Consider the following 11391-nt stretch of genomic DNA (forward strand, 5'->3'; position numbering starts at 1 on the left):
CTACAGCGCCTCGCCCTTGAGCAGCCGCGGCACCTCGCCGACGAGACCGGCAGCCTGGCGGATAAACATGTTCTTCAAAGGCGGCATGCGATCGACGAGCCCGAGTCCGATATCGCGCACGGCGCGAAGCAGGGTCGATTCGTTGGAGAACAAGAGATTGAGCGAGTTGGTGGCAAATCCCATCGCCATGGTATCGAAGCGGCGCCAGCGTTGATAGCGTTCGAGCACGTCGGCCTGTCCGATATCGCTGCCAAGCCGCGCCGCATCGACGATAACTTCCGCAAGCGCTGCAACATCTCTCAGGCCCATGTTGAGCCCCTGCCCTGCGATCGGATGAATCACATGCGCGGCGTCGCCGACCAGCGCCAATCGCTCTCCGATGAACGAGCGCGCAACAAAATAGCCGAGCGGAAAGGCGCGCGGCTTGTCGAGCGCCTTGATCTCGCCGAGATGCAGGCCAAAGCGCTGCTCGAGTTCGCCGTGAAATTCCGCTTCGCCGAGCGCGACGATGCGTGCGGCCTCGGCGCGTCTTTCCGTCCAGACCAGCGACGAGCGTCTTCCAGTGAGCGGCAGGATCGCAAACGGGCCGGAGGGAAGGAAATGTTCCTCGGCGCGGCCTTGATGGTCGCGCTCATGGCCGACCGTGACCACGATGCCGGATTGATCGTAGTCCCAGCCATGGGTGACAATGCCGGCGCGCTCGCGCAATTTCGATCGCGCGCCATCGGCGGCCACCAGAAGGCCTGCCTCGACCACACTGCCGTCCGCGAGCGTGACATCGATGGCGTCGCCAGGTGTGGCAAAATCCGTCACCGCATCCTTGCGAAGATCGATGCCCTCGGTCGTGGCGCGTTCGACCAGTGCGTCGATCAGATCGCAGTTTTCCACCATGTGGGCAAACGGCTCGCCCGGCTCGACATTGCCTGTAAAGGTCAGGAACACAGGACGGGTCGCATCCTGCAGTTTGGAATCGGTAACGACCATGTCCAGGATCGGCTGGGTTCGGTCCGCGACCTGATCCCAGACGCCAATAGCCTCGAACAGGCGGCGGCACGCGGCGACAATCGCGGTGGCGCGCGGGTCCCGGCTTGGCCGCGTCGCGAGCGCCGGGTCCGCGACTATGATGGGAACATCGGCGCCCAACCCCTGGCGCAGCGCCAAAGCCAGCGCCAGCCCTGCAAATGCGCCGCCACCGATGACAATGCTTCTCTGGACCGACATACTGGACCTGTTTACTCGCACCCTTGCCACTTCATTATAGCTGGGCGAAACAGGCGGGCGAAACAAGGGCCTTATACCCAGCAATGGCCGTTCCGGGCCACTGAGGACCCCAAAGGTCCCGTTTTTCGCGCCCCGACGGGGGGAATTTCGAGACTTTGCCGTACCCTCGCATGACGAGGGAAATTGAAAGTGTTTCGATGTCCAAAGGATTGATCGACCTCATTTCCATTCTCGACCTCGAACCTCTCGAGGTGAACTTGTTTCGCGGCAACAGCCCGAAGACGAGTTGGCAGCGGGTATTTGGCGGGCAGGTGATCGGACAGGCAATGGTGGCCGCGTGCCGCACCGTCGAAGGCCGGCTGCCGCATTCATTGCATTGCTATTTCATTCTGCCGGGCGACCCGCAAATCCCGATCATCTACGAGGTCGAGCGGCTGCGCGACGGCAAGAGCTACACGACCAGGCGGGTGACGGCGATCCAGCACGGCAGCGCGATCTTCTCGATCATGGTGTCGTTTCACATCGATGAGCCGGGCACGTTCGATCATCAGGACAAGATGCCGGACGTTCCGCCGCCAGAGAAGCTCACCGCGGAGGAAGTATCCAAGCAGCCCATGTTCCGCGATATGCCGGAATTCATTCGCCGTTACTATGAATCGGACCGGCCGATCGAGCTGCGCCCGGTCGAACTTGGTCGCTATTTCGGCCAAAAGATCGAGGACGGTCGAATCCACGTCTGGATCCGCACCGCCTCGAAGCTTCCGGACGATCCGGCGCTGCATATGTGTGCGCTGGCCTATGCGTCCGACTTTTCGCTGCTCGATGCGGCGATGGCGCGCTATGGCCGCACGCTGTTCGACAGGCGGATGATGCCGGCGAGCCTGGATCATGCGATGTGGTTTCACCGGCCGTTTCGCGCCGACGAATGGCTGCTCTACGCCCAGGATTCACCCAGCGCACGGGGCGGGCGGGGACTTACCCGTGGCATGATCTTCAAGCGGGACGGCACGCTCGTCGCCTCTGTCGCCCAGGAAGGCTCGCTTCGCGAGCGCAGGTGACGGCGTCCTCGTAATCGCCGACAGGCCGGGAGCCTCTTTGCCGAGAACACGCGTCGAAACAAAAGTTTAGCCGCTGCCGCGACGAGCGACCTGCCCTACCGCAGAACCAGGACGGCGGCACCTCGCCCGAGTAATCCTGGCGTCTGTATAACGATGGCAATTGCCGCTGTTCGCATTGTTTTTCGGTCAAAGTGCAACTTTTTGTGCCATTTATGAAGAAAGATGCCACACTTGAAGTTCGCGCAAATCAGGGCTTGACCGACTTTCGCAATCCCGGGAAATGAAGGCCTGAACATGAAGCTCGTCGTCGCCATTATCAAACCCTTCAAACTGGACGAAGTCCGCCAGGCGCTGACCGCTATCGGCGTCCACGGCATGACCGTGACCGAGGTCAAGGGTTACGGCCGCCAGAAGGGGCACACGGAAATCTATCGCGGCGCCGAGTATGTCGTGAATTTTCTGCCGAAGTTGCGCATTGAGATCGCCGTTTCGTCCGACATCGCCGACAAGGCGGTCGAAGTCATCACCTCCAGCGCACGCACCGGGCAGATCGGCGACGGCAAGATCTTTGTGACGCCGATTGATCATGCGTTGCGGATTCGGACGGGCGAAACCGATAGCGACGCGCTCTAGCCTCTCGCCACTTCCATCGCTTGCGGGCAACGGCGCCTGGCCGGCAATCACAAAAATCAACAGCAGGGTGGGGAACGCCACATGGGGGCGCTTTCGTATCGTGCAGCAAGATTGGCTGCGTCGATTCCGAACCTTGCAGTAGAAGCGAAGCGACCTTTACTTCATTACCGCTCGACTGCTATTCCATTGAGCATGATCAAGTGCTGCGAACTCCTTTGCCTAGATGATGCACAGCACTGCCTAGCCATTGGGCGGGGCCGAAAGGGGCGGTTGTGGACCAATCGGGCAAAGCCCGAAAAGCTCCACGTTCTTAATTCGTTAGGAGGTTTCCACCCTTCTGGCACGGCATTTGATTCTACGCGCAGTGGCTGTGCCCGCGTAGTGAACTTCTCCGCGTGGTGACGTCATTCGGGAACGCTCGGTCGGGTCTGGGCCGAGCCCAAGCGGGGAACAGGGCTCATGAAAATTGTTATGGCGATCATCAAGCCGTTCAAGCTTGAAGAAGTCCGCGACGCGTTGACCGCCATCGGCGTTCACGGCCTGACGGTCACCGAAGTCAAGGGATATGGCCGGCAGAAGGGCCACACGGAAATCTATCGCGGCGCCGAATACGCAGTAAGTTTCCTGCCCAAGATCAAAATCGAGGTCGCGGTCGCGTCCGACCAGGTCGCCAAGACCATCGAGGCGATCACATCCGCGGCCAAGACCGGTCAGATCGGCGACGGCAAGATCTTCGTCATCAACCTCGACCACGCGATTCGCATTCGGACCGGCGAAGCAGATGCCGCGGCACTCTGATTTCGCGATCAAACCTTTCCAATCGGGAGTAAACCAATGAAGTTCAAGCGCGCCCATAGCGCGGGAGTAGTAGCCCTCGGAACCGGCCTGTTCGCCGCCAGCGCTGCCTATGCGGAGCCGACCATCAACAAGGGCGATAACGCCTGGATGCTGACCTCGACAGTGCTGGTGCTGTTGATGACAATTCCCGGCCTGGCGCTGTTCTACGGCGGGCTCGTTCGCACCAAGAACATGCTCTCGGTGCTGATGCAGGTGTTCTACACCGTTTGCATCGTCACCATCATCTGGGCGCTTTACGGCTACAGCCTCACTTTCTCGGGCGGATACGATTTCATCGGCGGCCTCTCGAAGGCCTTCCTGATGGGTGTGACGCCTGACTCCAAGGCCGCCACGTTCAGCGTCGACGCCAACATCTCCGAGCTGGTGTACGTCTGCTTCCAGATGACGTTTGCGGCCATCACGCCTGCCCTCATCGTCGGTGCGTTTGCCGAACGCATGAAATTTTCGGCCGTTGCCCTGTTCATCCCGCTCTGGTCGACGCTGGTCTATTTCCCGATCGCGCACATGGTCTGGTATTGGGCTGGGCCGGACGCGATCTCGGATGCGGTGAAGGCGATCGCGGCCGCCGGAAGTGACGCGGCAGCGAAGGCTGCAGCCGAAGCCAAGCTTGCCGAGGTCAGTGCCGACGCCGGCTGGATCTACAAGAAGGGCGCGATCGACTTCGCCGGCGGCACCGTGGTGCACATCAATGCCGGCATTGCCGGTCTCGTCGGCGCGCTGATCATCGGCAAGCGCATCGGTTACGGCAAGGACCTGATGGCCCCGCATTCGCTGACCATGTCCATGATCGGCGCCTCGCTGCTCTGGGTCGGCTGGTTCGGTTTCAACGCGGGATCAAATCTTGAAGCCACCGGCGGCGCCGCGCTCGCGATGACGAATTCGTTCGTCGCCACGGCGGCAGCCGCACTGTCCTGGATGTTCGCCGAATGGATGCTCAAGGGTCATCCCTCGGTGTTGGGCGCCATTTCGGGAGCCGTGGCCGGACTTGTCGCGGTCACGCCCGCCGCCGGTTACGCCGGCCCGATGGGAGCGATCGTGCTTGGCCTCCTTGTCGGCGTGGTGTGCCTGTTCTTTGTCACCGTGGTGAAGAACGCGTTCGGCTATGACGACTCGCTCGACGTGTTCGGCGTCCACTGTATCGGCGGAATCATCGGCGCGATCGGCACCGGCATTCTTGTCAATCCGGCGCTCGGCGGCACCGGCATCATGGACTACGTGGCTGGCAAGATCGCCGATTACGAGTTCGGCGCGCAGCTGGTTTCTCAGACCTGGGGCGTCTGCACGACGCTGGTGTGGTCGGGTGTCGGATCAGCGATCATCTACAAGATCGTCGACGTCGTCGTCGGCCTGCGCGCCAACGTCGAAACCGAGCGCGAGGGCCTCGATATCACCGAACATACCGAGCGGGCCTACAACATGTGAGTTCTCCCGAGGGCGCGAGGGATCGCGCCCAGAACTACGGTTTGGGCACATACCCGGCAATGCCCCGACCGTTGAGGGGCTCCAGCGCAAGTTGGAGCCCCTTTCTTTTTTCGCAATCCGAGGGTCTGGATCGCGGCTCCGGTCGATGGTTAATCGCGTCTTAGGGATCGCGGTTTTCAGATCGTCTCAAAGTGTAATAAAGCCAATCAAAAGAGGGGCTTATTGCGTTCGCGCAAACGCCCGAATATCACGCCGTCTCAACCCAAGTCAGCCTCTCAAGTGACATTTCAAGTGACACCGATCGAGCCGGCGCGCCTCTGGCCCAGATTACCTTCAGCGCCAAAAGTCCCGGAACTTGTTCGGGCTTAATTCGGTGTAGCGCGTGGTGTGCGAGATTTGCTTGTGGCCCATCCAATCTTGAATGGCTCGCAGATTGTGATTGTCATTGGCGAGCTTGTAGCCGGCGCTGTGCCTGAGCATGTGGGCATGTACCTGGAACGGCAGGTTTGCGTTTTTACCGGCACGCTTAACCATCCAATTGAAGCTCGCTGGTGAGAACGGTCCACCTCGCTCGCTTGTGAAGACAAATGATGACGCCGGTTGTTGATCAGCCTTGATCTTGCGCAGCATTCTCAATTCATCGCCGCGTAGCGGATGCGTGCTTGGCTTTCCGTTCTTCGCCCGCCGCACATACAGTGTGCCTTCATCGAAACTAACCTGCGACCATTCCAATTCGCACACCTCGGAAGCTCGCAGCGCATGCCGGTAGCAGAGCGTCACCATTGTGCCATCGCGAAGGCGGTGCCGGTTACCCCTTGCTGCCTCGATCAGCTTGCGCACCTCTGCCGGAGTAAGGTGCTCACGGCTGCGATATTCAGCGTTTCGCAGTCGCTTTAAGTTCACTGCTCGTTTTTTGGTGGTTGGCGAAACCAGCCGCAGATGTATTTTTTCAGACATTCTAGCCTCCAATTAAGTGTCACTGATCGTACAAAGAGTATTTTACGAGCAGTCGTCCGTGGTAATTACACAAGCCAGGCAGTGCTGAGGTACCAGCGGCCTTGCTGACTTGTCCCGCGTGGCGATACGCTGCATAACTCGTAGCAAACGGACCAGTCGCTGGACCGTCTGGCGAACAGCCGCGTCGTCGCGGCCACCAAAACCAACCAGCGCCGCCTCTGCCGAACGTTTCCAGCGTGCGGTCGGCGTAGAACACCTCGATGTTGACGCCGGTCAGCAGGTGAACGTCGTGGATTGGCTCGCGGTGCGGTGCCATCACGCCACCCTTTCATCTGGCTCGGCAAGGGCCAGCCCGCGCAGGTAGTCCGCAGCCTTGGAGGCATGGCTGCAGGCTGTAAAAAATGCCCGCTTGTCAGCCTTCAGAAGCTCAATCCACGAAGCGATATAGCCCGCGCTGCGCACGTCGCCATCAAAGCCAAATTCCGCACACAAGAACGCCGCACCCAACTCCGCAATCAATTCCTCGGCTGCGTAGTTGCGTGAACCGAACCGGTTCTTCAAATCCCGATCAAGGCGCGACTTGTGGCCCGTCCAATGCGTCAACTCGTGGAATGCGACATTGTAAAAATGATCCGCGCCCTTGAACCCGGCGAACGCGGGCATCGAGATGAAATCTCGGCTCGGTATGTAGTAAGCCTCCCCGTGGCCTTCTCGTATGTCCGCGCCAGTTGACCGCAGGAATGCGTCGGCAAGTTCATCGCGCGTGTCGGGATTACGAACCCGCATCGGCTTCCCGGTATTGACGCTATCGGGCAGTCTCTCGCACTGGTCGACGTTGAAAACCGTGTACTCCCGCATCATCGGGACAAGGCGCGTTGAAGAGTTGTCGTCCGCGCCCTCGTCCCGAACTTGAAGCTGCTTTACGAAATAGACCTTGCTGCCGCGCTCGCCTTTGCGAACGTTGCCGCCCAACTCCAAGGCCTGCTTAAATGTTAGAAAGCGCGGCGTGCGATAACCAGCCGCCTGCGCCATCCACAACAAAACGACGTTGCACCCTGAGTAGGGCCGGTTGCTCACGGCATTGCACGGGGTATTCACACCCGGGGTTGCAGACCAAGGCTTGACCCACGGGGCTGCTCCGGCTTCTAACTCCGCAATAATGCGCGCTGATACCACAGCGTAGAGATCACGTTTCATCCTCGCCTCGCTGTTATGGCTGACGCGACCACGATTGGCCGCATGCCATTGGCGCGACGGGCAAGGCTTCAAAGTTTGGTCAGGCTGATGGGCGCAAAATCTATCCCCCCGGGGGCATGGACAGGCCCCCGGTCTCGCGCGCGCGAAGACATGGCCTGGAAATATGTAGGACCGATTTTTGGTCGTTAATCTTTTGTTAAGCTCTGCACGCGGGGTCGCGGCCCATGGTAACGTTGTGGCAGATATTGGCAGGTGCAGGCCGAGAAAAACCTTATGACAAAGCGCGTGCCATTCCAGAATGGTCCTATGCCTCTCAACCCTCGCAGGACAAACATAGGCGTCGACGCGAATGCTCTCGACCTTGATGGTAGCGCCCGCGATGATTTGGTGCGGAGATTTTGTGCGATGTCGGACGCCCAAGAGTTGATCGTCGTCGTCGCAGCAGGGGTGCGCAACGAAGTTCAAAATCCCAAAACGCCATCAAACGTTCAAGTCGCCGTCCTTCCGCAGATATTCAACTTGCGACCCGGACTGACCAGCGGCCAGCAGGAAGAGCGTCGACGCCTCGCAAGAATTTTGCAGGGGAATGCTGATCCGAGTACGCATGCAGCAGATGCTTCGCATCTCTCCGAAGCCGTCGAGACAGGTTGCGGCTACTTCATCACGCACGACAATCGCATCCTAAAAAAGCGCAGTGAACTACGCCCGGTCATTCCACCGACATTGCAGATCGTGTCACTCGCCGAATTTTTTCAGATTGTTGACGACTACGATGAAGGCCACGATGAGCTTGTCTAATCGAGACAAGGTGAAACCGCCACTTCAATCAGCCTAGATGGAGCAGGCAGCGTCAATTGGTGCCTCCGGGCACATGGGAGATGCGTGATCGTGCTCGTTTGCTATTTGGACGACAGTGGTAAGGATCCTCAAAATCCGATCACGACTATCGCTGGTTATATTGCCAGAGAGGACGCTTGGCAGAAATTTGAAGCCGAGGTCGAGCCCTATTTCGCAGAAAGGCAGGTCTCGATACTGCACGCTAAAGAGCTTCACGACACGGACGGACAATTCAAAGGTTGGACGCGTTTACAAAAACAAGCTTTCGTTGCCCGAATTAGCCAAGTTTCTGGACGCCATTTGATGATGGGGTTGAGCATGTCTGCTCTAAAGGGCAGTTATGAGGAGCATGCAGGTTATAGAGCCTCTGGAACGCCTGCGCGGCGCACAGTTACGCCCTATACGTTTTGCTTTCAGGTCATTGTTGATTGGATACTGCGCGATATCAGGATTGGACGCGCGGTTCATACCGAAGGCGTCGCACTGATTTTAGAATGTGGCCACGAAAACAACCCGCAGGCAGAAGAAGAGTTTGGTTACGTTCGCGAACATTACGGTCTTCAGAACGTGCTATGGTCAATATCATTTGTTCCAAAAAGCAATTGCCGTGCTATTCAACTTGCCGACGTATTGGCGTTTTATTCCCGCAGGGATGGCGTTGGCCTGTTGAAGGCCAAAGAAGAAGGAAGCGCCACTTACGAAACGGATACGATGGTCAAGATCATCTGCGAAAGCCTCCCCCATCGCGGGTTTGTCGCGACCGGGTTTCATGATCGGCCACCCGCCTGAAAGCGCACCATGAATGTGGGGATGCAGTGTGATCAAGATGATAGGTAAAACCCTCGAACGCTACGAGCACCAAGATGGCGGCTGAGAATAACCTTGAGAGTGCGCCGACGTCCAAGATGACGGCTGTGGCAAGGACGCGCGATGGGCGTCGAGCCGCGCCCGTAAGCCGGACCGTGGCATGTAGTGATGCTCTCCCTGACTATGCAGGCAACGCGTTCGACGGTCACGCCTAGGCTCGCATAGTAAGCAACTGCAGCTTTGAGGAAGGCGTCTCAGGCGTAGTACCGATGGCTGCAGGCAATGACTGCGGCGGCTCGATCCGAATCCCTTCCGCCTGTTGTGCGCAATTACCTTTAGCACCGTGAGGGCGACGCCATCAACGCCGTCCTCGTCGGCAACTTCCGCCGCCTCATCCGCCGGCTCAGTCTTTTGCTGTACCGCTTTTTTCCGATTCATCATACACCAGATGCGCGATCTGGGTCAGGCGCTCGCGGTCGGTGCTGCCGCTCACGACGTAACCCACGCCACGGTCGGCCCAAAATAGCGCGCCATTATTGTCCTGCGTCGCGTAGCGCATTTGCGTGGTCTCGGTCGCCCCGCGCGCCGCGTAGATCGTGAAGCGCTCGCCGGAGGCGCTTTCATACATCAGAAAAGACGCAGGTCCGGTGGGGCCGGGCAAGAGCCGGCCGCCAAGCAGCTTCAACCCGGTTGTGTCCAACTCCGGTGCGCGGACGTCCCAGCCGCAGCGCTTGCTCAGCCATTGCTGCAGATGCGCGCGATCGTTTCCCGACACCTCGACCGGATGCCGCACCTCGACGACATAGAGGCGGTGAGCGCCGAGCGCATCGACCGTGAAACTCTGAAAGGCCGAGGGCGAGGTGGATATGCCGCGCACCATCCAGCCGACGCCACCGCCGATCAACGCCGCCAAGGTCGCGGCGATCGCGCCATACACCCATGTGCGCGGCTTCGGCAGCAGCCGCTCGATCTCGAGTCGCTTGGGCACCGCCTCGTCGGCGACCGAGTCGTAACGCGCATGCAGGGCCTCCGCCATCGCGCGCCACGACTGCACCCGCTCGGCAGCCTCCGGATGCGCGGCGAGCCAGGCCTCGACATCGCCGCGTCGTTCCGCCGGCAGCTCGTTGTCGACATAGGCGTGCAGTTCGTCTTCGGTGATGGCTATCTTTTGTTCACTCATGGTCGTTGTCTTTCAGTAGAAACTTTCTCCGCGCCCGTCGTTCGCTGGGAAGGGACGGAGGGGAGAGAGACAATGCATCCGCCGTGTTTCAAATCGTCTCATCGGATCGTTTATAATCCCGAGATCGTTTACAAACCTGCGCATCTTCATTTCACCCGCCGCAGCGCCGGGCGTTCGCCCTCCAGTGAGGCTTTCACATGGGCCCGCGCCCGCGAAAGCCGTGACATTACGGTGCCGACCGGCACTCCCTGAATGTCGGCGACCTCGCGATAACTCAAGCCTTCCAGCATCACCAGCAGCAGCACCGAGCGCTGCTCCTCCACCAGGGTCGCCAGCGCGCGGGCGATGTCGCGTCCTTCCGCCTCGGTGCCGCTGGCGTCGGGATTGTTGTCGAGCAGCGGCATGAATTTCGGTCTCCGCGCCAGCGATCGCCGGCGGTTCTTGTTGAGGTTCGTCAGGATGGTGTAGAGCCAGCTGCCGACGTCGCCGCCGAGAAACAGCCGTTCGGAGCGCAGTGCCCGCACCAGCGTGTCCTGCACCAGATCGTCGGCAATGTCGGCGTCGCGCGCGAGCGCGCGGGCGTACCGCCGCAGGGCCGGAATCATGGCTTCGACACTCTGACGAAACGCAGTGGTCATTTGACCTCGATCTTGGCTTGGTCGGCCCGGCGTCGGGGTCGGCGGTGCGGACGGTTGAAGAATGTAACACCGAAATGACGCCCCTATTCCGGCCGTCAAACTTTGCACGGCTAACAAGATAACCAATCCACGCAACCGACACGTCTGACCCGGTGCGATAGTGGCGCTTCGCTGACGTTGGCACGATGGGAATGTCACACATCATTGATCAACTCATCGACACACGGCACGGCGGCGGGGGCGTGTTTCCTGGACATGCTGGGCGTTTTCGCAGAAATGAAACCACCTGCGTCGAGCCGGGGAAACCCGAACAATCTCGGCAAATATAAAGGGAGGAATTGCGGTGACTAAATTCGCTCTTTGGATTGCGGTACTTGGTATTGGCGCGCTCGGTTCGAGTGTGGCGAATGCGCAAAGCATGACCTTGACCAGCCCCGACATTAAGGACGGCGGTACCATTGCCAACGAACAGGTATTCAAGGGCTTCGGCTGCACCGGAGACAACCTCTCTCCCCCGTTGAGTTGGGATGGAGCGCCGAGCGGGACAAAGAGCTTCGCCGTCACCATGTACGATCCGGACGCG

Annotated in this window: 13 protein-coding genes; 8 read left to right on the forward strand and 5 right to left on the reverse strand. The window is 59.5% G+C overall.

Annotation, left to right across the window (positions count from 1 at the left end; genetic code table 11):
* A complete protein-coding gene (locus tag VNX23_RS25480; RefSeq protein ID WP_325634331.1) occupies positions 1–1221 on the reverse strand; it encodes a ubiquinone biosynthesis hydroxylase in 1221 nt (406 codons plus the stop codon).
* A gap of 197 nt (positions 1222–1418) precedes the next feature.
* Here VNX23_RS25480 and tesB point away from each other — a divergent pair, with 197 nt between their 5' ends.
* From tesB to VNX23_RS25500, 4 genes are all read left to right on the forward strand, one after another.
* Positions 1419–2279 (forward strand): acyl-CoA thioesterase II, encoded by an 861-nt coding sequence (gene tesB, locus VNX23_RS25485; protein WP_325634332.1) that lies wholly within the window; start codon positions 1419–1421, stop codon positions 2277–2279.
* Positions 2280–2573: 294 nt separating this feature from the next.
* Entirely contained in the window at positions 2574–2912 is a 339-nt protein-coding gene (locus VNX23_RS25490; protein WP_325634333.1) for a P-II family nitrogen regulator, read from the forward strand.
* Between the two features lie 459 nt (positions 2913–3371).
* Positions 3372–3710, forward strand: coding sequence for a P-II family nitrogen regulator (locus tag VNX23_RS25495; RefSeq protein WP_325634334.1), 339 nt, complete (start codon positions 3372–3374; stop codon positions 3708–3710).
* Positions 3711–3746: 36 nt separating this feature from the next.
* Positions 3747–5192: an ammonium transporter gene (locus VNX23_RS25500; RefSeq protein WP_325634335.1), complete on the forward strand. Its 1446-nt coding sequence runs from the start codon at positions 3747–3749 to the stop codon at positions 5190–5192.
* Positions 5193–5525: 333 nt separating this feature from the next.
* On the opposite strand, the gene VNX23_RS25505 is transcribed toward VNX23_RS25500, so the two are convergent.
* Both VNX23_RS25505 and VNX23_RS25510 read right to left on the reverse strand, forming a co-directional pair.
* On the reverse strand, positions 5526–6149 hold the full coding sequence (locus VNX23_RS25505; protein ID WP_325634336.1) for a tyrosine-type recombinase/integrase: 624 nt from the start codon (positions 6147–6149) through the stop codon (positions 5526–5528).
* Positions 6150–6464: 315 nt separating this feature from the next.
* Entirely contained in the window at positions 6465–7346 is an 882-nt protein-coding gene (locus VNX23_RS25510) for an ArdC family protein (protein ID WP_325634337.1), read from the reverse strand.
* Positions 7347–7751: 405 nt separating this feature from the next.
* On the opposite strand from VNX23_RS25510, the gene VNX23_RS25515 reads away from it, so the two are divergent.
* From VNX23_RS25515 to VNX23_RS31145, 3 genes are all read left to right on the forward strand, one after another.
* Positions 7752–8144, forward strand: a complete 393-nt coding sequence (locus VNX23_RS25515) for a hypothetical protein (protein ID WP_325634338.1) — start codon at positions 7752–7754, stop codon at positions 8142–8144.
* Positions 8145–8228: 84 nt separating this feature from the next.
* A complete protein-coding gene (locus VNX23_RS25520; protein ID WP_325634339.1) occupies positions 8229–8972 on the forward strand; it encodes a DUF3800 domain-containing protein in 744 nt (247 codons plus the stop codon).
* 239 nt (positions 8973–9211) lie between these two features.
* Entirely contained in the window at positions 9212–9337 is a 126-nt protein-coding gene (locus VNX23_RS31145; protein ID WP_414643079.1) for an amidase family protein, read from the forward strand.
* A gap of 56 nt (positions 9338–9393) precedes the next feature.
* Here VNX23_RS31145 and VNX23_RS25530 read toward each other — a convergent pair whose 3' ends face one another.
* A complete protein-coding gene (locus VNX23_RS25530) occupies positions 9394–10170 on the reverse strand; it encodes an anti-sigma factor (protein ID WP_325634340.1) in 777 nt (258 codons plus the stop codon).
* Positions 10171–10316: 146 nt separating this feature from the next.
* Positions 10317–10808 (reverse strand): RNA polymerase sigma factor, encoded by a 492-nt coding sequence (locus VNX23_RS25535; RefSeq protein ID WP_325634341.1) that lies wholly within the window; start codon positions 10806–10808, stop codon positions 10317–10319.
* Positions 10809–11151: 343 nt separating this feature from the next.
* Between VNX23_RS25535 and VNX23_RS25540 the strand changes: the two genes are divergently transcribed.
* Positions 11152–11391, forward strand: a 240-nt coding sequence (locus VNX23_RS25540) for a YbhB/YbcL family Raf kinase inhibitor-like protein (RefSeq protein ID WP_414643077.1), incomplete at its 3' end; no start/stop codon positions are given.

Origin of the sequence: Bradyrhizobium sp., assembly GCF_035570375.1 — a bacterium.
Taxonomy (GTDB): Bacteria; Pseudomonadota; Alphaproteobacteria; order Rhizobiales; family Xanthobacteraceae; genus Bradyrhizobium.

Bases quoted from the DNA above. Each gene is read 5' to 3' on its own strand.
- VNX23_RS25500 (WP_325634335.1), top strand. From the start codon at position 3,747: ATGAAGTTCAAGCGCGCCCATAGCGCGGGAGTAGTAGCCCTCGGAACC.
- VNX23_RS25480 (WP_325634331.1), bottom strand. From the start codon at position 1,221: ATGTCGGTCCAGAGAAGCATTGTCATCGGTGGCGGCGCATTTGCAGGG.
- VNX23_RS25505 (WP_325634336.1), bottom strand. From the start codon at position 6,149: ATGTCTGAAAAAATACATCTGCGGCTGGTTTCGCCAACCACCAAAAAA.
- tesB (WP_325634332.1), top strand. From the start codon at position 1,419: ATGTCCAAAGGATTGATCGACCTCATTTCCATTCTCGACCTCGAACCT.
- VNX23_RS25490 (WP_325634333.1), top strand. From the start codon at position 2,574: ATGAAGCTCGTCGTCGCCATTATCAAACCCTTCAAACTGGACGAAGTC.
- VNX23_RS25515 (WP_325634338.1), top strand. From the start codon at position 7,752: ATGTCGGACGCCCAAGAGTTGATCGTCGTCGTCGCAGCAGGGGTGCGC.
- VNX23_RS25495 (WP_325634334.1), top strand. From the start codon at position 3,372: ATGAAAATTGTTATGGCGATCATCAAGCCGTTCAAGCTTGAAGAAGTC.
- VNX23_RS25535 (WP_325634341.1), bottom strand. From the start codon at position 10,808: ATGACCACTGCGTTTCGTCAGAGTGTCGAAGCCATGATTCCGGCCCTG.
- VNX23_RS25530 (WP_325634340.1), bottom strand. From the start codon at position 10,170: ATGAGTGAACAAAAGATAGCCATCACCGAAGACGAACTGCACGCCTAT.
- VNX23_RS25510 (WP_325634337.1), bottom strand. From the start codon at position 7,346: ATGAAACGTGATCTCTACGCTGTGGTATCAGCGCGCATTATTGCGGAG.